21 protein-coding genes are annotated in these 25671 nt (G+C 41.8%); 9 read left to right on the top strand and 12 right to left on the bottom strand.

The window, feature by feature from the left end; translation table 11 throughout:
* Positions 1-176: 176 nt before the first annotated feature.
* Both hrpB and mrcB read left to right on the top strand, forming a co-directional pair.
* Entirely contained in the window at positions 177-2762 is a 2586-nt protein-coding gene (gene hrpB, locus L0B17_RS17005) for an ATP-dependent helicase HrpB (protein ID WP_235089903.1), read from the top strand.
* Between the two features lie 45 nt (positions 2763-2807).
* Positions 2808-5117 carry a penicillin-binding protein 1B gene (mrcB, locus tag L0B17_RS17000; protein WP_235086460.1) on the top strand — a complete coding sequence of 770 codons (2310 nt, stop codon included), beginning with the start codon at positions 2808-2810 and terminating at the stop codon, positions 5115-5117.
* A gap of 197 nt (positions 5118-5314) precedes the next feature.
* On the opposite strand, the gene L0B17_RS16995 is transcribed toward mrcB, so the two are convergent.
* From L0B17_RS16995 to L0B17_RS16960, 8 genes are all read right to left on the bottom strand, one after another.
* Entirely contained in the window at positions 5315-6127 is an 813-nt protein-coding gene (locus L0B17_RS16995; protein WP_235086459.1) for an ion transporter, read from the bottom strand.
* A 129-nt stretch (positions 6128-6256) separates the two neighbouring features.
* Complete coding sequence (locus L0B17_RS16990) at positions 6257-6583, bottom strand: hypothetical protein (protein WP_226411137.1); 327 nt, start codon at positions 6581-6583, stop codon at positions 6257-6259.
* A gap of 18 nt (positions 6584-6601) precedes the next feature.
* The gene (locus L0B17_RS16985; protein ID WP_235086457.1) at positions 6602-7255 is read right to left on the bottom strand and encodes a hypothetical protein; all 654 of its coding nucleotides are present in this window, start codon (positions 7253-7255) and stop codon (positions 6602-6604) included.
* 6 nt (positions 7256-7261) lie between these two features.
* Positions 7262-7951, bottom strand: coding sequence for a PspA/IM30 family protein (locus tag L0B17_RS16980; RefSeq protein WP_235086456.1), 690 nt, complete (start codon positions 7949-7951; stop codon positions 7262-7264).
* 10 nt (positions 7952-7961) lie between these two features.
* Positions 7962-8375 (bottom strand): YjfI family protein, encoded by a 414-nt coding sequence (locus L0B17_RS16975; RefSeq protein ID WP_235086454.1) that lies wholly within the window; start codon positions 8373-8375, stop codon positions 7962-7964.
* A gap of 77 nt (positions 8376-8452) precedes the next feature.
* Positions 8453-10231, bottom strand: coding sequence for a polyamine aminopropyltransferase (locus L0B17_RS16970; RefSeq protein WP_235086452.1), 1779 nt, complete (start codon positions 10229-10231; stop codon positions 8453-8455).
* 5 nt (positions 10232-10236) lie between these two features.
* On the bottom strand, positions 10237-11136 hold the full coding sequence (locus tag L0B17_RS16965) for a DUF350 domain-containing protein (protein ID WP_235086450.1): 900 nt from the start codon (positions 11134-11136) through the stop codon (positions 10237-10239).
* 12 nt (positions 11137-11148) lie between these two features.
* Positions 11149-12114, bottom strand: a complete 966-nt coding sequence (locus L0B17_RS16960) for a hypothetical protein (protein ID WP_235086448.1) — start codon at positions 12112-12114, stop codon at positions 11149-11151.
* Positions 12115-12479: 365 nt separating this feature from the next.
* On the opposite strand from L0B17_RS16960, the gene glnE reads away from it, so the two are divergent.
* Positions 12480-15326: a bifunctional [glutamate--ammonia ligase]-adenylyl-L-tyrosine phosphorylase/[glutamate--ammonia-ligase] adenylyltransferase gene (gene glnE, locus L0B17_RS16955; protein ID WP_235086446.1), complete on the top strand. Its 2847-nt coding sequence runs from the start codon at positions 12480-12482 to the stop codon at positions 15324-15326.
* An 86-nt stretch (positions 15327-15412) separates the two neighbouring features.
* Entirely contained in the window at positions 15413-16375 is a 963-nt protein-coding gene (locus tag L0B17_RS16950) for a sensor domain-containing diguanylate cyclase (RefSeq protein ID WP_235086445.1), read from the top strand.
* Between the two features lie 195 nt (positions 16376-16570).
* Here the strand turns inward: L0B17_RS16950 and L0B17_RS16945 are convergent, their stop codons facing one another.
* Positions 16571-17527, bottom strand: a complete 957-nt coding sequence (locus L0B17_RS16945) for a sodium-dependent bicarbonate transport family permease (protein WP_235086443.1) — start codon at positions 17525-17527, stop codon at positions 16571-16573.
* 178 nt (positions 17528-17705) lie between these two features.
* On the opposite strand from L0B17_RS16945, the gene L0B17_RS16940 reads away from it, so the two are divergent.
* Positions 17706-17981: a DUF3081 family protein gene (locus L0B17_RS16940; RefSeq protein WP_235086442.1), complete on the top strand. Its 276-nt coding sequence runs from the start codon at positions 17706-17708 to the stop codon at positions 17979-17981.
* Here L0B17_RS16940 and zapE read toward each other — a convergent pair.
* Entirely contained in the window at positions 17978-19153 is a 1176-nt protein-coding gene (zapE, locus tag L0B17_RS16935; RefSeq protein WP_235086440.1) for a cell division protein ZapE, read from the bottom strand. The genes L0B17_RS16940 and zapE overlap by 4 nt on opposite strands.
* A gap of 112 nt (positions 19154-19265) precedes the next feature.
* On the opposite strand from zapE, the gene L0B17_RS16930 reads away from it, so the two are divergent.
* Entirely contained in the window at positions 19266-20171 is a 906-nt protein-coding gene (locus L0B17_RS16930; protein ID WP_235086438.1) for a bactofilin family protein, read from the top strand.
* Positions 20172-20269: 98 nt separating this feature from the next.
* Here the strand turns inward: L0B17_RS16930 and L0B17_RS16925 are convergent, their stop codons facing one another.
* On the bottom strand, positions 20270-21187 hold the full coding sequence (locus tag L0B17_RS16925; protein WP_235086436.1) for a L,D-transpeptidase family protein: 918 nt from the start codon (positions 21185-21187) through the stop codon (positions 20270-20272).
* Positions 21188-21376: 189 nt separating this feature from the next.
* A complete protein-coding gene (locus L0B17_RS16920) occupies positions 21377-22303 on the bottom strand; it encodes an LpxL/LpxP family Kdo(2)-lipid IV(A) lauroyl/palmitoleoyl acyltransferase (RefSeq protein ID WP_235086433.1) in 927 nt (308 codons plus the stop codon).
* A 103-nt stretch (positions 22304-22406) separates the two neighbouring features.
* Here L0B17_RS16920 and hldE point away from each other — a divergent pair, with 103 nt between their 5' ends.
* The 3 genes from hldE (at position 22407) to L0B17_RS16905 (ending at position 25618) form a co-directional block, all read left to right on the top strand.
* Positions 22407-23837 carry a bifunctional D-glycero-beta-D-manno-heptose-7-phosphate kinase/D-glycero-beta-D-manno-heptose 1-phosphate adenylyltransferase HldE gene (gene hldE / locus L0B17_RS16915; protein ID WP_235086431.1) on the top strand — a complete coding sequence of 477 codons (1431 nt, stop codon included), beginning with the start codon at positions 22407-22409 and terminating at the stop codon, positions 23835-23837.
* 1 nt (position 23838) lies between these two features.
* Positions 23839-24867, top strand: a complete 1029-nt coding sequence (locus L0B17_RS16910) for a hypothetical protein (protein ID WP_235086429.1) — start codon at positions 23839-23841, stop codon at positions 24865-24867.
* 271 nt (positions 24868-25138) lie between these two features.
* Complete coding sequence (locus L0B17_RS16905; protein ID WP_235086427.1) at positions 25139-25618, top strand: TetR family transcriptional regulator; 480 nt, start codon at positions 25139-25141, stop codon at positions 25616-25618.
* The last annotated feature ends 53 nt before the right edge of the window (positions 25619-25671 follow it).

The raw sequence follows: 25671 nt of genomic DNA, 5'->3' as shown, positions 1-25671 counted from the left end.
GCGGGTTTGCAATAGCGCGTAAGGCACGTAAAATGACGTGATATGACAATACTGATAACGACTAATTAATTGATGAGACTATCAATTAATAGACAATTATTAAAGCATAAAACGTATCTTCCTTGCGCCATAAAATAATCAGCGCCTTGGTAAATTATTTGACCTCAACTAGCCAAATGGCTGATGTAACCTACATGAACCCTGCTGTTTTAAATGTTCCCATCACCGCGGTATTGCCTGATATTTTGCATGCAGTTGCTACCTGTAATCAAATCATACTACAAGCACCTACAGGGGCTGGTAAATCAACTGCATTGCCTTTGGCTTTACTTCAATCGGGTAACATTAGGGGCAAAATTTTAATGCTGGAGCCACGTCGAGTGGCAACACGTAATGTGGCGCGCTTTATTGCGCAGCAGCTAAACCAACCCCTTGGCCAGCAAGTGGGTTATCGAGTGCGAGGTGACAGTCAAGTTAGCGCGAATACTCAGCTCGAAGTGGTAACCGAAGGTATTTTAACGCGGATGATTCAAGATGATCCTGAGTTAAATGGCATTGATATGATTATTTTTGATGAAATTCATGAGCGCCATTTGCCAACCGATATTGGCTTAGCTTTAGCGTTAGAAGTGCAAGCATCACTGCGTGAAGATCTCATTATTCTAGCTATGTCAGCAACCTTAGAAGCGCTGCCATTGCAAATATTAATGCCTGATGCACAGGTTATATATAGCGAAGGAAGAAGCTTTCCTGTTGATGTTCGATACTCTCCTGTCGGCTCTGCTCCAGACTGGCTGAGTCATATGGCTAACGTTATTGCTGAGTTAATGGTCGAGTCTAAGGCTGACAATAGTCAACAAGACGCATCTTTACTGGCTTTTCTGCCTGGCAAGGGCGAAATAAATCGCTTAGCGAATTTATTACAGTCTAAGCTGGGGCAAGATATTTTATTATGTCCTTTATACGGTGACTTAACAGCCTCTGAGCAAGATAAAGCGATTCAAATAGCCCCCAAAGGCCTTCGTAAAGTGGTACTTGCTACTAATGTTGCCGAGTCCAGTTTAACGATTGAAGGTATTACTATGGTGGTCGACAGTGGCTATCAACGTAGTGCTAATTTTAATCCTAAAACCGGTGTGTCACGGCTGAGTTTAACTCGCATCAGCCAAGCCTCTGCTGTGCAACGAAGTGGCCGAGCAGGGCGTTTGTCGCCAGGAGTCGCTGTAAGATTGTGGAGCCAAGAAGAACAGGGGCGTTTATTAAAGGCAACATTGCCAGAAATCATGTTGTCTGAACTGACCAGTGTAGCCCTAGATTGTGCCTGTTGGGGCGTAAAGCAATTTAGCGATTTGGCCTTATTAACCCCAGCACCTAAAGTGAATGAGCAATTGGCTTGGCAGTTATTACAGCAGCTTGAGCTGGTGGATAGCGAACATAAAATGACTGCATTAGGTCAAGAGGCATATCAATTAGGTTGTCATCCGCGTCTTGCGCATATGTTACTTGGCGCCAAAAAATTAGCACAACTTAACGGTACACCTGAATTTGCATTATTAGCCTGTTTAATTGCTGGTATTATAGAAGCGAGAGGTTTGCCCGCAAAAGGCGCAGATATTAGTTGTTATTTATCGATAGCTTGTCAGGGACAAATAGGCCAACAAGCTAAACAGTGGCAAAAGAAGTTGTCACTACAAGGCGATATGAAACAGGCTGTGAGCCTAGCGAGTGATTATGATATTGCCCACCTGTTGGGGTTAGCGTATCCAGACCGAATAGGTAAAGCGCGTGGTCAATTAGGTTTTGTATTAAGTAATGGCACAGGTGTTACCCTTGATCCTCAAGATCCACTTGTTCATGCGCAGTGGTTAGTTGTCGCTGATTTTCAAGAAACTCAGGGCAGAAATGCAGGTAGAGTGTATCTAGCTTGTGCGTTAGATGAGCGTTTATTAAATGATGAACTTGCGCACCTAGTGACTCAGCAAAGGGTGAGCGGTTGGGATGAAGCTAAAGGACGTTTCTTTGCTCAAATCCAAACACAGTTAGGCAGTATTGTGCTTAAATCTGTGGCAGACACCAGTATCAGTTCAGCCGATATTCGAGATGCGTTAATGGCATTGGTGCAACAAAAAGGCCTAACCGTTTTAAATATCGATGAAAGCGTAAAGCAATTGCAATTAAGAGTGATAATGGCCGCGCACTTGTTAGCCGATTTGTCAGCTAAACATACTTGGCCTGATTATACCGATGCCGGTTTAATAGCCAGTGCAACTCAGTGGTTGATGCCTTACTTAACCGATGTACGCAGCTTAGCTCAGTTGGCCAAGTTAGATTGTGGCAAGCTGTTAATCAATCACCTTACGTGGGAGCAACAGCAAGCTTTAAACCGTTTAGCGCCCACTAGCTGGCTGATGTCTACAGGAACGTATGCGCCTATTCGATATCAGCTGCCTATGGATGAATATGGTCAGGTGTATTTTGAGCAGCAACAATTAAGAGCTTTACTGAGCGTTAGGCTGCAAGAAGCACTCGGCATGGACCAAAGCCCGATATTATTTAATGGTAAATTGACCGTAACCATGGAATTATTGTCCCCCGCACATAGGCCGCTTGCCACAACAGCCGATTTAGCCAGTTTTTGGCAAGGGCCTTATGTTGAAGTGAAAAAAGAAATGCGCGGTAGATACCCTAAACATTTATGGCCAGATGACCCAGCTAATACCAGGGCAACCAAATTTACCAAAAAGAAAACACCAGGCTTATAAGCCATTGAAGCACTTTTTATCTCATTAATAACCTTGTAGAGCAACATGGCAAAAAATAAAGCAACAAAGACATCAACAACGAAGTCGACCCACAATCACAACAAAGGCAGGTTGCGGAGTCTATTTTCATTAGCGTGGAAACTGTCACTGGTAGGTATTGCATTTGTGACCTTTTATGCCATCTATCTTGATCAAATTATTGGCCAAAAATTTGAAGGCCAGAAGTGGCATTTACCTGCACAAGTCTTCAGTCGTTCTATGGCGCTTTATCCTGGTGCTGCGATTAATCATCCACAATTGATGGCTGAGCTTAAATTGCTGGGTTACCGAAAAGTATCCAATCCACGTCAAGTCGGTGAGTTTTCGGCATCGAGCACGCGGATAGAGTTATGGCGTAGACCCTTTTTACATCCAGAGGGAAATCAAGCTGAACAACGTGTAATGATAAGTTTCGATAGCTTAGGGGTGAATTCCGTTAAGCGAATGAGTGATATGCGTGAATTGGCAGTGTTTCATTTAGAGCCAGTTTTATTAGATCGTATCATTGCCAGCGATGGCGAAGACCGCTTATTTGTGCCGACGCCGGAAATGCCTACATTGGTGGTTGACTCATTATTGCTGGTGGAAGACCGCAGCTTTTATGAACATCATGGGGTTAACCCATTAGCCATTGCCCGCGCTGCGCTGGTCAACATTACCGCGGGTCGTACCGTACAAGGTGGCTCGACGTTAACTCAGCAATTGGCTAAAAATTTCTTTTTAAGCAGTGAGCGTTCACTTATTCGTAAAGCGCGTGAAGCATTGATGGCGATTATTATTGATTTTCGTTACAGCAAAGATGAAATACTTGAAGCTTACTTAAATGAAGTATACATGGGGCAAGATAAAGCCCGTGGTGTACATGGGATAGGCTTGGCTTCACAATTCTATTTTGGTCGCCCTGTAGCTGAGTTGACCGTGGCACAGCAAGCATTTCTCGTAGCGGTAATTAAAGGGCCTTCCTATTACAACCCCTGGCGATATCCGGCACGTGCTCAAGAACGACGTGATTTAGTGTTACGTATTTTGATGGAACATGACAAGTTGACCGTCGCGCAGTATAAAGCGGCGGCAGAGTCTCCCTTGGGATTAAGAGATGGCAAAAAATCAGTCCATCAAAAACTGCCGGCATTTTTTGCTGTGGTGACTCATGAATTACGAGAGCGTTATGGTGACAGCTTATTAAGCCAGTCAGGCATAAAGGTATACACCACACTTGATCCTATGGCTCAAGATGCGGCTGAAAAAGCAGTGGTGTCGACGTTAAAGTCATTAGATAAACGTGCTAAAAATGTTCAAGTTGGCATGGTAGTAACAGATAAATACACCGGTGGTATTGCTGCAATGGTGGGAGATAAACAACCTAGTTACGAAGGGTTTAACCGTGCGGTAGAGATTCGCCGACCGATTGGATCTTTAATTAAACCGTTCGTGTATGCCGCAGCGTTAGCTCAAACGGATAAGTTTACTTTAGCCAGCCCTTTAGCTGACAAACCACTCACCTTGAAAAATGAACAAGGTAAAACGTGGTCACCTAATAATGTCGACAAAAAATTCAGTGGCGAAGTCTCCCTATTAGAAGCCTTTACCAACTCGATGAACGTGCCAACAGTAAATGCGGGTTTGGCGGTTGGGGTTGATAACGTAGCAGCAACCATTCAAAAAGCAGGTTGGAATGAGGCCATACCGCATTATCCTTCCATGTTATTAGGCGCGGTGAATGGCTCGCCGTTAATGGTTGCGCAGGTTTATCAGACCATTGCTGATGAAGGACGCTATCGTAAACTGACCTCTATCACTGCAGTATTAGACAGTCAAAATACCCCACTTGAGGTTAACCGTTTAGCCAATGAGATTGCTATTGACCCCGCAACTGACTATTTAGTCCAGTATGCAATGAGTAATGTCGTGCAAAAAGGAACAGCGAAACGCTTAGGTGCTGCATTTCCAGGGGTTAAGTTAGCCGGTAAAACGGGCACCAGTAACGACAGTCGAGATTCATGGTTTGCGGGGTTTGATGAACGAAATGTCGCCGCTATTTGGGTCGGACAGGATGATAATAGCAAAACGGGTTTATATGGCAGTAGTGGTGCTATGGCGGTTTATCAGGCATTTTTACACGAACGTCCACCGTTAAGTTTACGTATGTCACCAGTTAACGGCATTGTGAATGGTTACTTTGACCAGACCAATGGCGCAGCGATGCAACCCAAGTGTCATAACGTGGTTAACTTACCCGCCCATCAGGTCAGTTATAAACCCGCAGCAAATTGTGGTGAATCATTATCTTGGTGGCAAAAATTACTGGGCGAGTAACTATCACTTTTAATCAAAGAGCTAACGTTGAAAATGGCTGTCGCAGATGATTGCGACAGCCATTTAAGCTTATTAAAGACTTATGTCTACATTTCTGCGAATTTAAATAAGCCATATAGGCAAGAATGCTTGAGCTTTATTTGCCGAATTATCGCAGGATGATGTTCATGGTTTATGAAGTACTTATGGTTTAGTGATTACTTATTGTTTAAATCGGTTTTCAGCTTAGCGATTTCATTCAACATAGCTATTTGATTTTGCTCCATCTTAGTTTGGTTTGCTTCCATACGTAATAATGCATTTTCTAATTCATTTTTAATCGCTTCTTGATGTGCTTCATTACGCTCAGACGATTCATCTGGGGAAACAAAAACCGAAGCCATATAACCTGAAATTACCCCAAAAAAGCTCACGCCACTGATAATCACTACGCTACCAATTACATGTCCTAAAGTACTTACGGGATAAAAATCACCATAACCTACGGTTGAAATAGTCACTAACGCCCACCAAATAGCTTGTTCAGCGGTATGAATGTTGGCCCCTTCAACACCCGACTCAACGATAAGTATCAGTACTGAAGCATTAGCTAAAATCAGTACCATTGCCAATAGTAAGCTTGCCAGGGTGGCCTGCTTTTTTTGTCTTAGCAAAGGTAAAAAAATCGAACGGCTGGTACGAAGCAGTCTGATCACCCGCAGTATTTGAAATACACGAGCAATTCTTAATGCTTCTATGGCAGGAATGCTGGCGACAAAATCAATCCAGTGATGTCGCCAGTAGTAAATTTTATTACGTGCTTTAAACAAACCCCAAAAAAAGCGGCTCATAAAAACAAAACAAATGCCGCCATCGATATACAATAAAACCCGATAGGTCTCAGGATCGAGCTTGCCAAAGGTTAAGGCTAAAACAATGATCACCGAAAAAAATGATAAAATCATCATCACAAAATCAAAAGGGTTGAGCGAGTTAATATTTTTAGTAGCCCATCGCTTAGATTTGATCATCAAAAAGTCCGTTTAGTCAAAGTGGATTTTGGATTAGTTATTTGGCATTTTTGACATAATAAAAAACGCGTTAGGCAAAAGTCTAACGCGTTTTAAGTATTTATTCATTATCGGTAAAACAATGAGTTGTTATTTTTTATCAATAAAATGGACTAAATCATCTAAAACTCGCTTCTTGATTTCAAGCTGAGCATCAGACGGTAAGGCATATTTTTCGGCTAACAATACATAATCATCAGCGCTTAGCGATACCGTCAGCCTAGGCCGTTTAGGGCGTTTAGATACCGATAAACCCAAAATGGTGCGAATTTGATCTGAAGGACTAACGCCACGATCTAGGGCAGCTTTACGAATAGAGTATTGGAATTGCTCATCAATATCAAAAGCCACTTGAGTGGCTTTTGCGGCTTTTTGATTATTTAACCATTTCTCTGGTAATGGTTTACCTTTACTCATAGAGTAGACTCTCCTTGATTAGCTCGCAGGCCAGTATTCGCGGATATCAGATAACGGACGGTACAAGGTCAACATCACCTCAGTATCACCACCTTCATAAACTTCAATATCAAGCGCGTGAGTGTCTTGGTTATTAATTAATGCATAACTTTCAAATGCTTCGCCACGGGCACCATTGTCATCCTGTGGAGGCTTTTGACCGCGATAATCTTCACGGTGAAAATAACCAAAACCGGCAAACTCTACTTGATGATAATCGTCGCTTAACCACTGACCAAACTCTTCAGCTGTGTCGGCTGATAGCGTTTGTAACGTTAGCGTTGCTTTGCCTGGTTCTTCAAAAATTTCAGCAAAAGCATCTAAGTCAAATAGCTTATCTACAGTCTCGCGGTTCACTTTAATAGAAAAACTTAAATAAGCTTCGTCTTCCACCACATATGACATAAAGATTGGGCTGCCACTGTGACCACGCAATAAATATTCACATTGCTGCGAACGTTCATATTCGTAAGTGTGAATAGCTTCAACCTTTAATTGTTGTCCGCGCAACTGCGCGGGCAACGCAAAGCTGTCATCAAGGGTTAACATATCACCCTTGAGCAGCTTATTGGGATGGTCAAGCTGGCGCTTAGGGGCTTCTTTTTTGCCAAATAGGCCGCTTAAAAATCCCATAGTCAATTAGCCTTTACGTGCTTTAATACGATCAAGTACAGCATTAGCACTCGATTTTTGCTCACCAATGCCAGCTTCGGCCAGTTTGGCGTGTAATGACTTGTCGCTGTTTTCTTCCGCTAATGTTTCAGACGCTTTTAGGCGATCATCAAACTGTTGTTGACGGGCTTTAATGCGTTCTAAAGAATCTTTAGCATTAAGCAGTTTTGAATTGCTTGAGGCGAATGAGTCAGTAATGGTTGCTGTAGCTTTTTGCACGCTTTCAGTGGTTTTCACCATGCTTAATTGACGTTGGTAATCAGACAACTGGCGTCCAGTTTTCTTAACCAAATCTTTAAGGCGTAGCGCATGTGAGCTAAAGCTATCATTGGCAGCTTGTTGCTCAGATAACTCCTGGTCAAGCTGAGATATTTTTTCTGCAATGTCAATTGCTAAAGCTTCATTACCTTTATCAAGTGCTTGAGTAACATAACCTTCATGCTCTGCAATACTGCGCTTTAAACGGTCAACTTCACGATTAGCCTGCATTTCTTTAGCCATAACGTCTGTTAACTCGCGCTTGGCGTTCGTTAAATGTTTCTCTGCGTCACGAATTTCTTGTTCAAAAATACGGGTTGAGTTAGCGTCAACAATACTTTGACCTACTTCAGTTGCGCCGCCACGAAATGCGGTTAGGATTTTATTTAAAATGCCCATAATTGACTCCTTAATTCAAAAACTCTGAGAGTTCATCGATCACTTCCAAACAGTTGTCTGAAAGTACTGCTAATTCTTGCTCAATCTCTTCCATACTGGATTCGACTGATAATGCACCGTAAACCACATATTTATCATCGATTTTTGCGAATGAAGAGAGTGGCATTGGAATATTGAGCTCTAACATGGTCTCAAACATTTCTGCGCGGCGTGATTGATTGACTTCATCTTCGCCCCATAAATAACTGATACACAATATTTGATTGTCTGTCACTGAGACAAAAACCGGAATTTCTTCTCGGCTAACAACGTTGACTTGAAGCACTTCTACTTCACCGTCAATTGGGTAGCAATCAAATTGAAAACCGGTACGGCTTTTGTCACAAAGACCATTTAAGTGGTTAGCAATAGTGTGGATGTTCATATTTGTCCTTATATGACATATTATGTCTGTGTTAAAGATAGCATCAAGACATAATATGTCAAGTGCTATCGTGTCCATTAAAAAAGATTCATCACTTCGTTTTCAGACCATGCGGCTAAATGATAATGGTAAAGCTGTAATGAGCCAATATGATTGATTTTAACATCTTGTTGTTCAGCATAGTAATTGCCTGGAAATTCGAACGCCCCGTTTACTAAGCCTAAGGTTAACCAGTCGTTTTGAATGGGCAGTTGAGAAAGTGTCGCCAATCTATGTTTGGGTGATAAGCCTTGTTTGCTGGCAATGCTCCAACCCCATTCGCCAAAACTGGGCACATTATGATGAAATTGGTCGACCTTAAAGCCAGCCGAGGCTAAGGTTTTACCAATAGAAATAAAGGCTTTCGGGGCATGGTAAGGTGAGGTTGATTGCACTGTGACAATACCATCAGCACTGAGTAACTCATTCAGTTTTCGATAAAATAAATCGGAATAAAGTTTATTTAAATCGGGGTGGCTAGGGTCGGGTAAGTCAACAATGATGGCATCAAAGTGTAGCCCTTGAGCAATTAAACTATCTACCCCGTTAAAAGCATCATCATTAATTAGTGTCAACCTAGGATCATTTAAACTATCACCATTTAATTCCCGCATCGCTTTACTTAGAAAAACTGGCATGTCGTCGGGTGGTGATTTAAATAAGCTGACTAAGTCTTTATCTAAATCGATTAAGGTGACTTTTTTGGGCTCCCAAGCAAGCACTTGCTTTAACCCTAGACCATCGCCGCCACCAATAATCAACACATTGTCATGCCGTGCACTGGCCGCTAGGGTTGGGTGAACCAAAAAGTTATGATAAATATGCTCATCACTGCTAGAAAACTGTAACCGGCCATTGATATACAAATTATAAACAGGGGCTAATCCATTACCCCTTAACCGCTCGGTAAAAGTAAGCTGTTGAAACCGCGTTGCTTTGGCGTACACCACGTTGTCTTTATACAGTAAATTATTAAAATGCTGCTCCCATTGCGGTCCTTTAGTGGCTAATAAACCAATACATAAACTGGCAATGATATGGCCTATTAGCAGTAGCTTTACATGACGGATATTGTGCCAAAAACGCCAAATAAACACTAAACCTGCAATTAAGTTAACGCTTGCGGTCAGTGCCGCAGCAAGTTGAATATCGATGGCCAACATAAAGCCAACCCAAATAGCTGCCCCCACGCCTGCGCCAATATAATCAGCGCCATAAATAGTGCCTGCATTATGCAATAAATGCGCTTCAGAGAGTGACTGCCTAACTCTGGCGATTAGCGGTATTTCCATACCAATCATTAACCCTAATATCACCCCCCAAACGTACGGAAGGTATTCACTCAGTGCCTGTAAAGTGCCAATAAAGCCACCGTTTGGCAGTTGATCTGGTGGCAAACCTAAGTGACTTGCAATAGCCAATGGCAGTTGTTGACCAAAGCCAATCACTGCTGCGGTAATGATGATGGCAAATGAGCCGCATAAGGCGACGGTGAGTTCTAATATGGCAAAACCGGTAAAGGCGCATTTTATTTTACGCGCAGCAAATGCGCCAACGCCCATGGAGACAATCATCAAACCTATCATGGTGTAAATAGCGGCTTCTAACGCGCCTAAAATTCGCCCTGCATAATGCGACAGTAGGTATTCATAGATTAAACCACAACCCGCAAGAAGTGCCATGATGCCTAGCAGTAAGGCGTCATCGAACCAGGTGATACGTTTATGCAGGGGGGAAGTTGCAGAGGCTGCATCACTTTGCTTGAAATCCTCCGCTGTAGATTGAGGTTTTTTTGTTTCAAGCAAAGTGTCAGACATAGTTGTTAAGCCATTAGTGCCGTTAAGATTAGTGCAACAGCAATGCTGATTGCCATTTCAACAGCGGCAATGCCAATGTTGTGTTGCTTCTCTACTTCTTCGGCTAAATTAATCCCAGCAAGCACTAATTTTTTAACCAATGCGATAACTAAACTCATTAGCACTAGCATCACAAAAGAGAAAATTAACCAGCCGATAAGGTTACTCACGTAAGCGGTAGGGATATATAAAATAAAGTGGCTTGCGGCATTAAAGCTTAGCGCCATCGCAATCATATAACCGCTGTGACGTATTGCAAGGGCGGTTTGCCCTTGTTTAAGAGCTTGTTGCATTGAAGCGTCTTGATTGCGTTTGGCATAACGGCTTTCACGTAAACGAGTCAAAATGACTAAGATTAATTGTGACACTAAAAATGCGCTGAAGATGGCAATAAAAGTGTCGATAGTGATGTCTTCTGCCCACATTAATACTGCACGAACAATAATGGCAGTTGCTATCGCGGCCGCAGCGTCCACTATGGCAACAGAGACATTACCGTTAAGTATTTCGTCACTTTTATTAAATTCATTTAAGGCAATTTTGTCATGTAGATAACGCCCTAGCTTAATCAATACTAACCCGAAAAAACCATAAGCGGTCATGCCAATGGCTTCGGTTGTATATGAAATCGCCGCCTCTCCGGTTATTGCGCCTGTTAGCACAATGCCTAAAGCCGCTATTGCTCCTGCAGTGCTAATGCCAAAGGCAAAGTTATCACGCACCGCGAGCTCTTGGGTGCTATTGACTTTAATTGACCAGCCCTGCAAATAGCGCATTAAGGCGAGTAAGATAACTGCGATAGTTAAGTCAATCGCAAGAATAATCAGTAGTGGCTCTGTGATGCCATATTGTTGAAGAAATGTCATTGTCAGTCCTACCTATTTACCACGGCTAATGCCGCGAGTGGTGCGGCTACTTGAATTACGGAAACTACTCGTTTTTGAATAGTTTGAACGAAACTTATTGCTTGCTGTACGGGTTGTGCTGCTGGCTTTAGGGGCGCTTGCACTTTGACGAGATAAGCTAGTCGATCCTGTACGAGGTTTAGCGTATGGGCTATCAAACTTTTTACCTTGGCGGGCGAAGCTTTTTTTGGTTTGTTCATAGGTTTTAGCCTGCGAGCTAGCTTGTTTGGGGGATGTATAACGATAACGGCCGACATCATTGTAGTAGCTATAGCCCCGACGGCTTGACCAATTGTCATAACGAATAGGGCGTTGAAAGACATTAGAAAACATGGCATACATGCCGTACCAAGCCCAAAAAGAAGTGCCGCTGGAATTACTTTGCCAGCTGCCATATGACGGATTACCCACCAATTGGCTGCCAGGGCCAAAATCTTCACTGCCATTTGCTAGTGCGGCCGCTTCACGGCTAATCGAATTAACTCGCGCTAATTTACCATTGGATAAATCGGCAACCACATTGACAGGATCTGACAACATATCGTTGTATAAACTGGTATCAGTCGCTTGATATACATTTTCAGCTTCAGCAAGCTGCTGATCTAAATCGATAAAGTTACCTGGACTCGCAAGGTCGGCATTACGGCGCAGTAAAGACTGATACATAGGTCCATTGGGGGTGGCATCTAATGCCAGCTCACTAATTAACGGCGCCAGATCAGGACTTTGTTTGGTGAGCAATTCACTGTATTGCTTCAACAAGGTTGCATTGCGTAATTGACCCGTTTCAAGACTGCTTTTTAGCTGCGCTAAACGCTGCGTGGTCAACTGTTGATATTTTGCTATTTGCTCAGGTCGATCATCACCACAGCCCGTAAGATTTAGGCCAATAAAAATCATGATAAAAAACGTGAATACACGGGGAAACTTGCCAGCCATGTTTTCTCCAAGTGTTATAAAATTCATGTGCATAGGGCGCAATTTTTAATGTGCGTATGCTACAGGGTATAGTATCTTGACTATATTAACCTTAACTCAGAACAGTAAAAGCACTTAAACCGTTATTTATTCTGTTAACAGTGCTAAATTCAGACTTCATAGACTCGCTATCGACGAGAAAGTAACCTTTGAAAACAAAATAACCTAGATATTGAAGATGGCGGTTTATATTTTAAGCCATATTAACTAAGTCATTCGTCTGCGAGTTTTGAGTTGAGACTATATATAAAAATTTCTGATTCAAGATATAACATTCTTGACATATTATGTCTAACAGAGAATTTGATTAAAGGACAATTATCGCCATGCCATCTCAAAGTAACAAGGTATTATCTGCACAAATACAGCAAAAGGCAGAAAGTTACTGGTTAAGATTAGTCGACCGCTGGCCTGAGGTGACGACGCTGACAAATAGTCAGCAAACTGAGCTGCGCACTACATTAGGGCTTAGTGATTATATTGCTGAGCAGTTATGTCGCAACCCTGACTGGATACCGCAGCTTTTTAACGGCTTGCTTAATGAAGTGGTTAGGAGCGATTTTGGTAAGGAATTGGATCAAATTCTTGCTGGGTTGACCACCGAAGACCAAGTGAAGAGTGCATTACGTCAATTTCGCAACAAACAAATGGTACGACTAGCGTGGCGAGACTTTGGTAATTATGCCAAATTAGAAGACTCCTTAGTGGATTTATCTTCATTAGCTGAAGCATTGGTTATCGCGGCTAGAGACTGGCTTTACACTGATACTTGCCAACAATTGGGCACACCTACTGATTCAGAAGGTAAGCCGCAGCCTTTATTAATTCTTGGAATGGGTAAGTTAGGTGGCCGAGAGCTCAATTTCTCCTCTGATATTGATTTAATATTTACCTTTCCTGAGCATGGCGAAACAGTGGGTGGCCGACGTGCGATTGCTAATCAGCAGTTTTTTATACGCATGGGACAAAAACTAGTTAATCTGCTTGATCAAGTGACGGCCGATGGATTTGTGTTCCGAGTCGATATGCGCCTGCGTCCCTATGGTGAAAGTGGTCCTTTAGTGGTCAGCTTTGCTGGCCTTGAAGATTACTACCAAGAACAAGGGCGCGACTGGGAGCGTTACGCTATGGTAAAAGCCCGAGTGCTAGGGCCATGGACCGCTTATTGTGATGAATTACACGACTTATTACGTCCATTTGTATATCGCCGTTATATTGATTTTTCTGCGATTGAATCATTGCGAAAAATGAAACAAATGATCGCCCAGGAAGTCCGTCGTCGTCAATTAACCGACAATATTAAACTTGGTGCGGGTGGCATTCGTGAAGTGGAATTCGTGGTGCAAAGCTTTCAGTTAATTCGCGGCGGCCGTGAGCCAGCGTTACGCCAACAAAGCTTATTCGGCGCGATTGATATTTTGTACAATTTAGGGCAACTGGAATATTTAGCTGTTGATGAATTAAAACATGCTTATATTTTATTGCGTAGAGTTGAAAATCTGCTGCAAGCTATTGATGATAAACAAACCCAGACGTTACCGAATAACTCCTTGGACTGGGAACGTTTATGTTACAGCATAGGGCTAACTAACGAAACGGATTTACGTACTCATATTGAAGCGGCGATGGCAAAAATTCATGGTCATTTTAATGCCACAGTCGGTGGCAGTGATTCACATGAACATAGTGATCATTGGACAAGTTTGTTTTGGAATATTCAGCAAGATGAGCATGCTGACAATTTATTGCAAGAACAACAAATTGAAGACCCTGAATTATGGCCGTTACTCAGTGACTGGCGCAATACAGTCTCTAAGCGATCAATTGGTCCAAGAGGGCGGGAAACCCTTGACCGTTTAATGCCGAAGTTGCTGGAAGAGTTAACGGCGCAAGCTAAGCCGAGCTTAGCATTTAAGCCGGTATCTAAGGTGTTGGATAAAATATTAACCCGCACCACTTATCTTGAATTGTTATGTGAAAACCCAGGTGCCCGCCAACAACTGGTCAGCCTGTGTTGTGCCAGCCCTTGGATTGCTAAAGAGTTAGCCAATTTTCCAATGTTGTTAGATGAGCTGATCGATCCGGCTCAGTTATATGACATTACTTCAATTGATGATTACCCAAGCGAGCTGCGACAATATCTACTGCGTGTGCCAGAAGATGATATGGAACAGCAAATGGAAGCGTTGCGCCAGTTTAAGCTGTCGCAACAGTTAAAGATTGCTGCTGCAGATGTGACAGGTGTATTGCCTGTCATGCAGGTGAGCGATCATCTAACCTATTTGGCTGAAGCTATTATTGAGCAAGTTGTGCTACATGCTTGGCATCAAGTCGCTGATCGCCATGGTGTGCCACAAGGCACTACTCCAAATGAGATGGGCTTTGCAGTCATTGGCTACGGTAAGTTGGGCGGTATAGAGCTGGGTTATGGATCAGATTTAGATTTAGTCTTTTTACACGGCAATAAAGCCGCAGGCACGACCGATGGCGATAGGCCGATTGAGAACAGCCATTTTTATTTAAAATTAGCGCAGCGTATTGTTCATTTATTTGCCACTCGTACCACATCGGGTGAACTATACGAAGTTGATATGCGCTTACGTCCGTCAGGCGCTTCAGGGTTATTAGTCAGTGAGATTGAGCGCTTTGGTGAATATCAAATGCAAGATGCCTGGACATGGGAGCATCAAGCTTTAGTACGTTCTCGATTTGTATTTGGCGACCATGAATTAGCCCATCGCTTCAGTGTACTACGGACACAAGTATTGCAAATTCAGCGCGATAAGAATGAACTGGCCACAGCGGTTCGGGACATGCGGATTAAAATGCGTGATCACTTGTTACAGGTTAGCGAAGGTATGTTTAACTTGAAACAAAGTGAAGGCGGAATTGCTGATATCGAATTTATCGCCCAGTTTATGGTGTTGGCATATGCTCATCAATATCAAGAACTGACTATCTGGTCAGACAATGTGCGTATTTTTGAGGTGTTGGCAGATTTAGATCTAATGCCCGTGATGCAAGCGCAGCACTTAACTCAAACCTATTGTTGGTTGCGAGATCATAATCATGAACTCACATTACAACAAATGGGTAGTCAAATTAATCAACAATTGGTCAAAAATAAAACCGATATCGTGATTGAAATTTATCGTCATATTCTTGAAATGTGATATTAATGTTGAAATTGATTTGATTAAATTAAAGTTGCCCTGGCTACTATAGTTTATAGGGCATACTTATTAAGGCGAAAGATTAGATGTTATGTGCACCTATTCCCGAAAATGAACGCACACGTTTAGAAACATTACGTGGTTTAAATCTACTTGATACTGTCGCAGAAGAGCGGTTTGATCGCATTACACGCCTAGCTAAACGTTTGTTTGGGGTGTCAGTATGCTTGGTCAGCTTGGTGGACGAAGATCGCCAATGGTTTAAGTCTGTGCAAGGCATAGAAGTTGAACAAACTGGCAGAGATATTTCGTTTTGTGGGCATGCTATTATGCAACATGATGTTTTTGTTATCGAAGATACCTTCAAAGACACACGTTTTGCCGATAATCCCTTAGTGGCGGAACCGCCTAATATTCGCTTTTATGCGGGGTATCCGCTGACCATGCCAAACAAAGTGTGTATTGGTACCTTGTGTATAATTGACGATAAACCGCGTGAATTCTCACAGAGTGATCGTCAATCGTTAATAGATTTTGGTCACTTGGTTGAAGCTGAAATTAATGCTATTCAGCAAACGACATTAGATGCGTTAACAGCTATTTCAAACCGCAAAGGCTTTGAAATACTAGCCAAACAAGTGATTGCCAATTGTGATCGGCAAGGTATTGGTAGCAGTTTGTTATTTTTCGATTTGGATCATTTTAAAAAAATTAACGATCAATTTGGTCATGCCGAAGGTGATAAAGCGCTTCAGCAGTTTGCCGGATTATTGTTAGATGGATTTAGAGAATCTGATGTTATTGCACGATTTGCCGGCGATGAGTTTATCGTGTTATTAAATTATGAAGCAGAATTTAATCTGGATCTGATATTAAAGCGGTTTGACGCTTTGGTGAATACACACAACCAAGAAAATGACTTGCCTTATAAACTGGTGTACAGCACAGGTGTGGCACATCGTGCACATAACAGTAATATGTCTTTACATGAATATTTAGATAAAGCAGACAAAGCTATGTTTGCGGTTAAAGCGCTTCATCATAAATAAAATCATCATCCTTATTTGCGTGCTGAATTTCCACATCTGCTGAATTAACATAATAAAAAACAGGTTCACCTAAAGGTGACCTGTTTTTTATTAACGATAATGCAATATTCATTTAATTACTATCATAGTTTAAATCTAAACTTAAGCCAAAATCTGAGGCGTAACGCTAAAAAGTAGTCATAATTACACATTGGCTCAATTTAGTGTTAGTTTTTCAATCCAAATTTGATACAAAGGCAAACCGATAAGCACGTTAACAGGGAAGGTGATCCCCAATGATGCCAGCATAGCTAAACCAATATTTGCATCGGGTATCGCCGCTTTAATTGCCGCGGGAGCTGCAATATATGAAGCACTGGCGCTTAGCCCTGCCAACACTAAAATACTGCCTGAAGGTAAATCAAGCATAAAGCCTAAGCCAATACCTACCCAAGCTAAAATAAAAGGGGCTACTGCAGCAAACACTAATAAACGCCATTGCTTGTAGGGTAATGGAAAGCACACTTTTGCAGTACTAATACCCATTTCTAATAAGAATAATGCTAGCAATGTCTTAAAACCGCCCATTAAAATAGGGGTTAATGGCGCCATGCCTTCATTGCCATATAGCCAGCCGATAACCACACCACCACACAGTAACACTACACCGCGACTGGTCAGCGCTTCATGCAATACACTGCCATGGGAAGCGGTTGTTATTTGTGGGTTATTTTTAGCCTCTAGATGACGATGTAGCCATAACATAATAATAATGGCCGGTAATTCTAATAGCACTAGGTAAAGTGTTGTCTCTGGGCGTAACGGTAAATCTGAATAATCGACCATAGCTAACACAACCGCGAACGTACCCGCGCTCACAGAGCCATAATGAGCCGCAATACTGATGGCTTCTTTTTGTTCGAGTTGAATTGCTTTACGTAAAATAGGGTACAGGGTAAGCGGGATAATAAACCCCAGAGCAATAATTGCGATCAGCTCACTGATTTGTAGGTTATGTGTTTCACCATGTAATGCCATACCGCCTTTTAAGCCAAGGGTTAGCATCAGTAAAATGGTCAGGGTTTCATAGGTAGCTTTAGGGACTTTAAGATCTGACTTAATCAACCCTGCAAGTAAGCCCAGGGCAAAAAAAGCGATAACAATATCAGGCATAGTGATTTAAGCTCTTGTGATGAAAAACAGTTAACAGCATAATTTTATGGGCTGATTGTGCCCTGTATTCGTATTTGATAGCAATGTATTATCAATAAAATTGCGATATGATATTGACTCATAATGCAGCACAGAATTCAGGTTATTAATCTGAATGAGACCAATTGAAGGGAGCGATATGAAAAACGAAATTGATATCCATAGGGCATTGCGAGTGTTTAATAAAGTCACCCAATATGGTCAGAAAACCTCAGATACCACTGAATCGGTTTATCACCTATGCGGCATTAATGCGCTAACAGGGTTTGATGGTTACACTATTACCTTAAGCGATGTGCAGGTAAAGTTAGATATTTTCTTTCATAACAAATACCAGTTTGATTACCCTACTAATGAAGCATTAGATAACTTTCTAGCGCGTTTTAGCGACGTCGAAAAATACACGCAAGATTAACTTGTGAGCCAACGCCTCATTTCAATTAACCGACTGTAGGTGCGTTTAAACTCAAAAGACAATGCGCCGCCTTGATATATGCTTTCAAGTGGATAGTTTGAATGAATAATAAGACACACTTTTTGATCGTATAACTCATCCACCAGACTGATAAAGCGGCGAGTCGGATCATCTTGTATTGAATAGGCTAATTGTCTTTCGCCTGTGCTGGTGGCTATCACGCCATCTTCTGTGCCCCGCGCTTTAATCCAACTTCGAATTTCACCGCCTAATGCGGGGACCTCGCTAAGTAGAATGGCGTTAAATTTTCCTGCTAGTTCGATATAGTCCAGTGCGCTTCTAGGGCCATTGCATAATGCGTCAAATTCAAACCAAGCAAGGGTGTCGATAGCATTTTTGATGATAATAGGCCGTTGGCAAATAGAGATAACATTTGCGTTAAATTGCCTATTTTGATCAATCGCTAAAGCGGCATTATGTTGTAACAGATTATAAACACTGAGTGCATCTAGCTTGGACGGCAAAGCAAATAATGAATTACTTAATTCGGCATTGTTATCTAGTGCTAAGCCGTTTGATTGGTTGACATCAGGATAGGTTTTCAAGCGATGATCGACTGTACCATTTAGGTGTATCTCTTGGGTATGACGTTTAAGTAATTCAATAGTGGGTAAAAAGCGATCGCGTTGTAAGCCGCCTTTATATAACTCATTAATGGCAATGTTGGATGTGGCAACTAATATTACGCCCTCGGTAAATAATGTCTCAAACAGACGAGCTAATAAAATAGCATCGCCAATATCGGCAACAAAAAATTCATCGAAGCAAATTAAACGGTACTGCTTTGCAATGTCTTTAGCAATGTGGGTGAGTGGATCTCTAATGCCAGCCGTTTGATTAAGACGTTGGTGTAACATTGCCATAAATCGATGAAAATGCAGGCGTAACTTTGAGGTGCTGGTGATACTTTGATAAAACAAATCCATCAAAAAAGTTTTACCGCGGCCGACATCTCCCCACAAGTAAATCCCTTTTATATCGCTGATATGGCTTGAAGAACCTAATTGATAATAAAGTGAGTCTAGTGCTTGTAAAGCCACCGATTGAGCTTCATCAGGCTGTAAGTTTATTTGGCTTAACACTTGGTACTGTGAAAGGGGCGATAATGTCATAACGTGATTCAAAGGGGTAAACGGCATTAGTATAACTCAGTATCATGGGTCGCGTTTATGTTTAGTTTAAGGTAGATTTACAACACCCCAAAAATCTGTAAAGGATAGAATAATGAATAATAAAAGCAAGGGTGTAACTTACATTGGGGCAGATATGTCGCTCAATGGCGAAATTGATATACAAGGTCCTGCGTTAATTGCCGGTAAAATAACTGGCGTAATTCGCTCCAGTGATGAAGTCAAAATAGAGCCTGGTGGAATAATTGACGGCGAGGTATATTGCCAAGAATTACGTGTAAGCGGTACGCTAAAAGGTAAATTGTTTTGTAATAAATTAGTGATTATTAGCACGGGCGTGGTTGAGGCTGATGTGTCGAGCCACGATATGGAAATATATGATGGCGGTCAATTTATTGGCCAACGAACCAAGGGCCCAGATGCAGATGCGTTGCCTGCATCCACTGATAGTATAGCTAGGCAGATGTCTCAACAAACAAGCTCTAGTGATAATGTTCAAGCTAGAAAAGTGGCCAAACAGTCACCCCAAACCACATCTTCATCGTCTTTGAATGAAGATCAAAAAACCAATATGCCTTCCAACAAAGTCCTATTAAGCATTATGGCTATTGCTGTAGCGGCTTTGTTAGGGTGGCAATCGGGTGCATTAAGTTCGTTTTCTTCACCTCCAAAGGCGAGTTCTGAACCCGCGTTGTTTACGCCGATATCTGAATCGGTTGAATCAATCACTGAGCGTAATGCCGCTAAGTTATTAAATGATGTTAAAACAGAAACGTTTTTAGTTGAACAACGGGAAGAGTTAATCAATGCCGGATTAGCAGATCCTAATATGGCAATGGAGGATTTACAGGCAATGGAAGCGTCAAATGAATTAATGTCAGACAATATAGAGACATCATCAGAAGAGTCAGTGAAAGAGCTTGTAGGTGTTGAAGACAAGATAGCCGCTAAGGTTAACGCTATCACTGACGCGGTAAATAAAACACAAACTGATAAGTAAAGCACTGGCAGTAAACTGAAAAAGACCCATTAAGTATGGGTCTTTTTAATACAAATTGATTCGCTCAGTGTGTAAGCTTATTTAGTCCAACTGGTACCTTAAGGGTTGATACGTGTTGGTATACCAGTACGTTGCTCCAATAAGCGTTTTAACACAAAAGAGTCTGTTTCAGCGTGTGCAATAAAGCGAGTCGTTTCTTTATTAAAGGTTAATGCTACAGGCTCATTAGATTCAAATTCATTTTGTGTTTTAGACAGTGGTTGATGCACTTCTAAATAACGATTTCCATCAGGCTCAGCGGTATATTTAACCGGTTGATTTACAAATTCAACGCGGGTGCCCACAGGAACAGTATTAAATAAGTGCTCAATATCATCATGGCGTAAGCGAATACAGCCTTGGCTTATCCGTAAACCGATACCAAAAGTCGCATTAGTGCCATGAATAGCGAACAGGTTACCGATATAAAGGGCATATAAACCCATAGGGTTATCAGGACCAGCAGGCCATACAGCAGGTAAAGTTATGCCCTTGGCTTCATAGATTTTTCGGGTCGTCGCGGTAGGTGTCCAGGTTGGGTTAGCACGCTTACGCTGTACGGTTGTCACCCAACTTTCCGGCGTGTCGCGACCAATTTGGCCAATACCAATCGGTAATACTTCAACGGTATTAGTGCCTTTTGGGTAATAATACAAACGCATTTCAGCCACGTTAATGACAATGCCTTCTAATTTTGTATTAGGTAAAATTAATTGATGTGGGATCACCAAAGTGCTACCTGGAGCAGGCAGAAATGGATCGACACCTGGGTTTGCTTCCAACACATTGGTTAACCCTAATTGAAACTTTGAGGCGATATCTTCAAGTGTCAGTTTACCTTCAGGCACTACATAGTGTTGGTTTTCACCGACTAATAAGCTGCCTTTAGCAGGTAAGCGATATTCTAGTGCAATACTATTGAAGCTAACTATTGCTACAGTTGCTGTAAAAACGGCATATTTTACAAGGTTTAACATAGTGCTGTGATATTCCTATTTAATAGGGTTGTTTTATATGAAAACTAATACTTTATGACAGGGCGCATCGTCACTTATTCAGGTTAAAATATCAACCCATTTCTAGATTCATATAGTAGATTTAACCGATTTTACATTCGATCTCTGTTATACAGAAGGTTATAGGGTGCCTGCCATGTGGATCTTTATTTAGTCGTAAAGCGATGGGCCATTTTCATCTGGGCGTGTTTTAAAGCGTCGATGCAGCCACATATATTGTGAACGGTTTCTATTGATAATGTTTTCAACCATTTGATTGCCGCGTATTGCATCATCTAATTCATTGTCGCCAGGAAAGTTATCCAAAGGGGGTAATATCTCAATTTTATAGCCTGAATCATCGCTTGTGCGCTCAACAATAAAAGGCAATACATTTGCTTTACCTAATTTAGCCAGCGACGTTGCACCGGTTATGGTTGCTGCATCGGCTACCGCAAAAAATGGAATAAACACCGCGCTTGAACGGCCAAAGTCCTGATCCGCCGTGTACCAAATCACATCCGGTGCGCGTAAACTGCGGATCATCTGGCGTACATCCCGTTTAGGCACTAGGCCTTTATTAGATCTAAGCCGACCTTTTACCTGCAAATATTCCATCACCGGATTGTTATGCGGTCGATAGACTCCAATACCAGGTTGAAATTGACCAAAAACACGGGCACCCATTTCTAAAGGTAAACAGTGAACGGCAAATAAAATCACTCCTTTACCATTTTTTAAACTAGTGTCGACATGCTCCTGACCTGTCATTGTCATATGCGCTTGCACTTTTTCATCTGACCACCACCATGCATTAATAGTATCAAATAGCGCTTTGCCAGTTTCTTCAAAGTTACTTTTTAGTAATGCCTGCTGTTCATGTTCAGGCATGTCAGGGAAGCACAATTGAATATTGCGCTTAGCTGTGTGGGTTCGGCTTCCTGCCACAAGCATCACTAAACGACCTAATCCGGCGCCTATTTTCATTTGTATTGATATAGGCATAAGTTGAGTTACGCGCATAATTGCTACGCCTAACCAGAGTAACCAATACTTAGGGTGATAGAGTTTTGAGGTGAATTGGGCTTTTTCGATCACAAATAGCTCGTTTATCGATGAAATTTTTTAATATTCTAACTCATTTCTTTGTGAAAATTAGGTACAATCAGGGGAATTTTTTACAACAAACAGTGATTACACTATGAAGGTTTCTCTTCCTGCTTTTGAAAATGCCCGTGTTTTAGTGATTGGCGATGTAATGCTTGACCGTTATTGGGTCGGCCCAACTGCACGTATTTCGCCAGAAGCCCCTGTGCCTGTTGTAAAAATAAATCAAATTGAAGATCGCCCAGGTGGGGCGGCTAACGTGGCATTAAACGTTGCTGCTTTAGGAGGCAAGGTAAAACTTGCCGGCCTGGTAGGCCAAGATGAAACCGCTGAAGCGCTGACGTTAGGGATCAGAGCTCTTGGGGTTGAGCCGCAGTGGTTGGCGGTTGAAGGCAAGCCGACTATCACTAAGTTAAGGGTATTATCACGTAACCAGCAGTTAATTCGTCTTGATTTTGAAGAACCTTTTGAGCTTAGCCACAGTGAAATGCTATTTCAGCAAGCTGAAGCCTTATTAGATGATATTGATGTTTTAGTATTATCTGACTATGCCAAAGGGGCGATTATTGAACCTAAAGCATTTATTGCCAAAGCCCGCGCCAAAGGCGTGAGTGTGTTGGTTGACCCTAAGGGAAGTGATTTTGGTCGCTACCATGGTGCTTCATTAATTACCCCAAATATGAGTGAGTTTGAAGCCGTTGTCGGTACTGTAACCTGTGAAGATGACCTTATTGCAAAAGCCAAAGGCTTATTAACGCAACATGATTTTAAAGCAATTTTGGTTACTCGCTCTGAAAAAGGTATGACGTTAATTACCCAAGATCAGCCTGAATTACACATTCCTACCGTGGCCCGTGAAGTACATGATGTGACCGGAGCCGGTGATACGGTTATTTCAGCGTTGGCGACATCAATTGCCGCTGGAGCAACGCTTGCACAAGCCTGTGCTATTGCCAATACTGCTGCCGGTATTGTGGTAGGTAAATTAGGCACCTCTACCGTAAGCCGCATTGAGTTGATTAACGCCCTTAAGATCAATCAAGGCGAGTCGGGCTTTGGGGTAATGAGTGAAGATCAGTTAGCTTCTGCTATGGAGCAAGCCCGTTTACGTGGCGAAAAAATTGTGATGACCAACGGGTGCTTTGATATTTTGCACGCGGGACATGTTAGCTATTTACAACAAGCTCGGGCGCTTGGTGATAGATTAATTATTGCCGTTAATGATGATGCGTCGGTTAAACGTTTAAAGGGCCATGGTCGTCCAGTTAACCCTGTTGATCGCCGTATGGCGGTATTGGCTGGCTTGGCATCAGTTGATTGGGTTGTAGCCTTTGCAGAAGATACCCCACAGCGCGTTATTGCCCGTTTACTGCCAGACTCGTTAGTAAAAGGTGGTGATTACAAAATCGAAGATATTGCTGGTGGTGCAGAAGTTATCGCAAATGGCGGTAAGGTAGAAGTGCTTGGTTTTGAAGAAGGGGTGTCAACTACCGCGATTATTCAAAACATTATGGCTAGTAAATAGTGTGACTCTGTTTTTACACAAAACCTTGCCCTTCATCGATATTGATCTTATTCAAATGGTTAAATGCTATCGTCGCATTGGCTTTTTTATCGATTTGAAGGGCAAACGTGGCCAATTAATCAGACTTCTTGGCCTGCTATTGTGTATTACTTTGTCTAGCCATCTGCATGCTAAACAGTTAACCCATACAGCTGTTCTACCATCGACATTATCCGTCGATAACTCATCTGAATGGGTTGATATTTTCAACAAGCGGGCACTAGTCTGTCCACTGGTTAGTATTGAGACTTGTCTTAAAAAACTGCCGCAATCTTTACAGGGACAAATCAGTCTTTCTGCATCTAACATACGCCAATCCATAGGCTATAAAAGTGCGATGGTGTTAGCTGTTAATCACTCAACGATTGCCGGCATTATAGCAATACAAGCTGAACGTGAGCCCAAGCAGCAGACGGGGGCACTCGGGCTTAAAACCTATGGTATTGAGCTTGTAAACCAGGCTCAGTTGAGCTTGTGGCATGAGGTAGGGCATTTACATAATATTGCATTGCAGGGTAAAGAATTACCCACAAACTTAACTGATTATCAGCATGAGTGGTTGGCTGATGTTTATTTATTTTGGCATTTAGCGCAAAGCAAGCAGTTACATTTTGCTTGGCAACAACTGCATCGTCGTAACTTAGCCGTTATTCATGATAGTGATAATTTATCTCACTGGAGTGCCCCTCAACTGCAGTATTTGCTACAAATGAATCAGCAGCAATCATTGGTAAAAGATATTTCTTATCGTCAATTTATGAGTCAAATTTATCCGCATCTGCCTAATTATTCCACCAGAGACATTAGCGAATTTTCAAGTTTAATCCAACGAACATTTGGTGCAGGAGTGGTGCAACCATTACCTAATTATATGTTCTGGCGTCAACCCGATTTAGCCAAAATTCTTCAACCGACATTAGATTTTTTAATGGGAAAGCCAGCTGCGCAAAAATGGCTTAGTCAATATTTAGAATCCTCGCAACATTTGTAAGCGCTATCTACTGATTTATATGATTATTTAAAATAAAAAATTTCATGATCATTTTTGCCAGTTTTTCTGGGGCAACTTAGTTGGTACAGAGCTTAATACTCTTTGAATTTTAAAGGTAAATTCGTAACAAATGTAACGGTTTTGGTGGTTTTTTGATACAATTTGGCGTGTAATTTTGCTAATAATGATATTTTTGGCGTTATTTTTAGCGGAACTTTCTAATACTGTCTGGTAAGCTTTTTTCCAAAATAATTAGAAGAGGTACCGTGGTATGGCTAAGCGTTCACGAGTTGAAACCGAACAAACCGTAAATCAAATTTTAGATGAAGCTCTTAAGCAAATTCTTACAATAGGCTTTCAGGGTATGTCATATACGACCTTGTCAAATGCAACTGGCATTAGTCGAACAGGCATTAGTCATCACTTTCCAAAAAAGACAGAGTTTTTAGTGCGTTTAGATCATAGGATCGGACAGTTCTTTGTTGATACACTTGATTTTAGTTCTATTGCATCACTAGAGTTGTCATGGAAAAAAGCATTACAACTTGCAGAGCATAAAGCGGTATTAAAACTGTTTTTTAGTCTTTGTGGTACGAGTGATGATAGCGTTACGTATTTTAGAGCTGTCAATACTGCTCAAGAAATAGCGTCAACTGAGTTAGGTGATAATGGCGTAAAATGCGTAAATCATTTGATAGGTTACAGCGCTATTTTATTGCTAGAAAGTTCACCTCAACAAAAAGCGGCATAATTGATATATTGACTTAGTGAGCTGGCCATAAGGTTCACTAAGACAACCTTATA

This window comes from Shewanella sp. OMA3-2 (assembly GCF_021513195.1).
In the GTDB taxonomy this organism is placed as follows: domain Bacteria; phylum Pseudomonadota; class Gammaproteobacteria; order Enterobacterales; family Shewanellaceae; genus Shewanella.
This window is presented reverse-complemented; position numbering and strand designations above follow the sequence as displayed.

Bases quoted from the DNA above. Each gene is read 5' to 3' on its own strand.
- hrpB (WP_235089903.1), top strand. From the start codon at position 177: ATGGCTGATGTAACCTACATGAACCCTGCTGTTTTAAATGTTCCCATC.
- mrcB (WP_235086460.1), top strand. From the start codon at position 2,808: ATGGCAAAAAATAAAGCAACAAAGACATCAACAACGAAGTCGACCCAC.
- L0B17_RS16995 (WP_235086459.1), bottom strand. From the start codon at position 6,127: ATGATCAAATCTAAGCGATGGGCTACTAAAAATATTAACTCGCTCAAC.
- L0B17_RS16990 (WP_226411137.1), bottom strand. From the start codon at position 6,583: ATGAGTAAAGGTAAACCATTACCAGAGAAATGGTTAAATAATCAAAAA.
- L0B17_RS16985 (WP_235086457.1), bottom strand. From the start codon at position 7,255: ATGGGATTTTTAAGCGGCCTATTTGGCAAAAAAGAAGCCCCTAAGCGC.
- L0B17_RS16980 (WP_235086456.1), bottom strand. From the start codon at position 7,951: ATGGGCATTTTAAATAAAATCCTAACCGCATTTCGTGGCGGCGCAACT.
- L0B17_RS16975 (WP_235086454.1), bottom strand. From the start codon at position 8,375: ATGAACATCCACACTATTGCTAACCACTTAAATGGTCTTTGTGACAAA.
- L0B17_RS16970 (WP_235086452.1), bottom strand. From the start codon at position 10,231: ATGTCTGACACTTTGCTTGAAACAAAAAAACCTCAATCTACAGCGGAG.
- L0B17_RS16965 (WP_235086450.1), bottom strand. From the start codon at position 11,136: ATGACATTTCTTCAACAATATGGCATCACAGAGCCACTACTGATTATT.
- L0B17_RS16960 (WP_235086448.1), bottom strand. From the start codon at position 12,114: ATGGCTGGCAAGTTTCCCCGTGTATTCACGTTTTTTATCATGATTTTT.
- glnE (WP_235086446.1), top strand. From the start codon at position 12,480: ATGCCATCTCAAAGTAACAAGGTATTATCTGCACAAATACAGCAAAAG.
- L0B17_RS16950 (WP_235086445.1), top strand. From the start codon at position 15,413: ATGTTATGTGCACCTATTCCCGAAAATGAACGCACACGTTTAGAAACA.
- L0B17_RS16945 (WP_235086443.1), bottom strand. From the start codon at position 17,527: ATGCCTGATATTGTTATCGCTTTTTTTGCCCTGGGCTTACTTGCAGGG.
- L0B17_RS16940 (WP_235086442.1), top strand. From the start codon at position 17,706: ATGAAAAACGAAATTGATATCCATAGGGCATTGCGAGTGTTTAATAAA.
- zapE (WP_235086440.1), bottom strand. From the start codon at position 19,153: ATGACATTATCGCCCCTTTCACAGTACCAAGTGTTAAGCCAAATAAAC.
- L0B17_RS16930 (WP_235086438.1), top strand. From the start codon at position 19,266: ATGAATAATAAAAGCAAGGGTGTAACTTACATTGGGGCAGATATGTCG.
- L0B17_RS16925 (WP_235086436.1), bottom strand. From the start codon at position 21,187: ATGTTAAACCTTGTAAAATATGCCGTTTTTACAGCAACTGTAGCAATA.
- hldE (WP_235086431.1), top strand. From the start codon at position 22,407: ATGAAGGTTTCTCTTCCTGCTTTTGAAAATGCCCGTGTTTTAGTGATT.
- L0B17_RS16905 (WP_235086427.1), top strand. From the start codon at position 25,139: ATGGCTAAGCGTTCACGAGTTGAAACCGAACAAACCGTAAATCAAATT.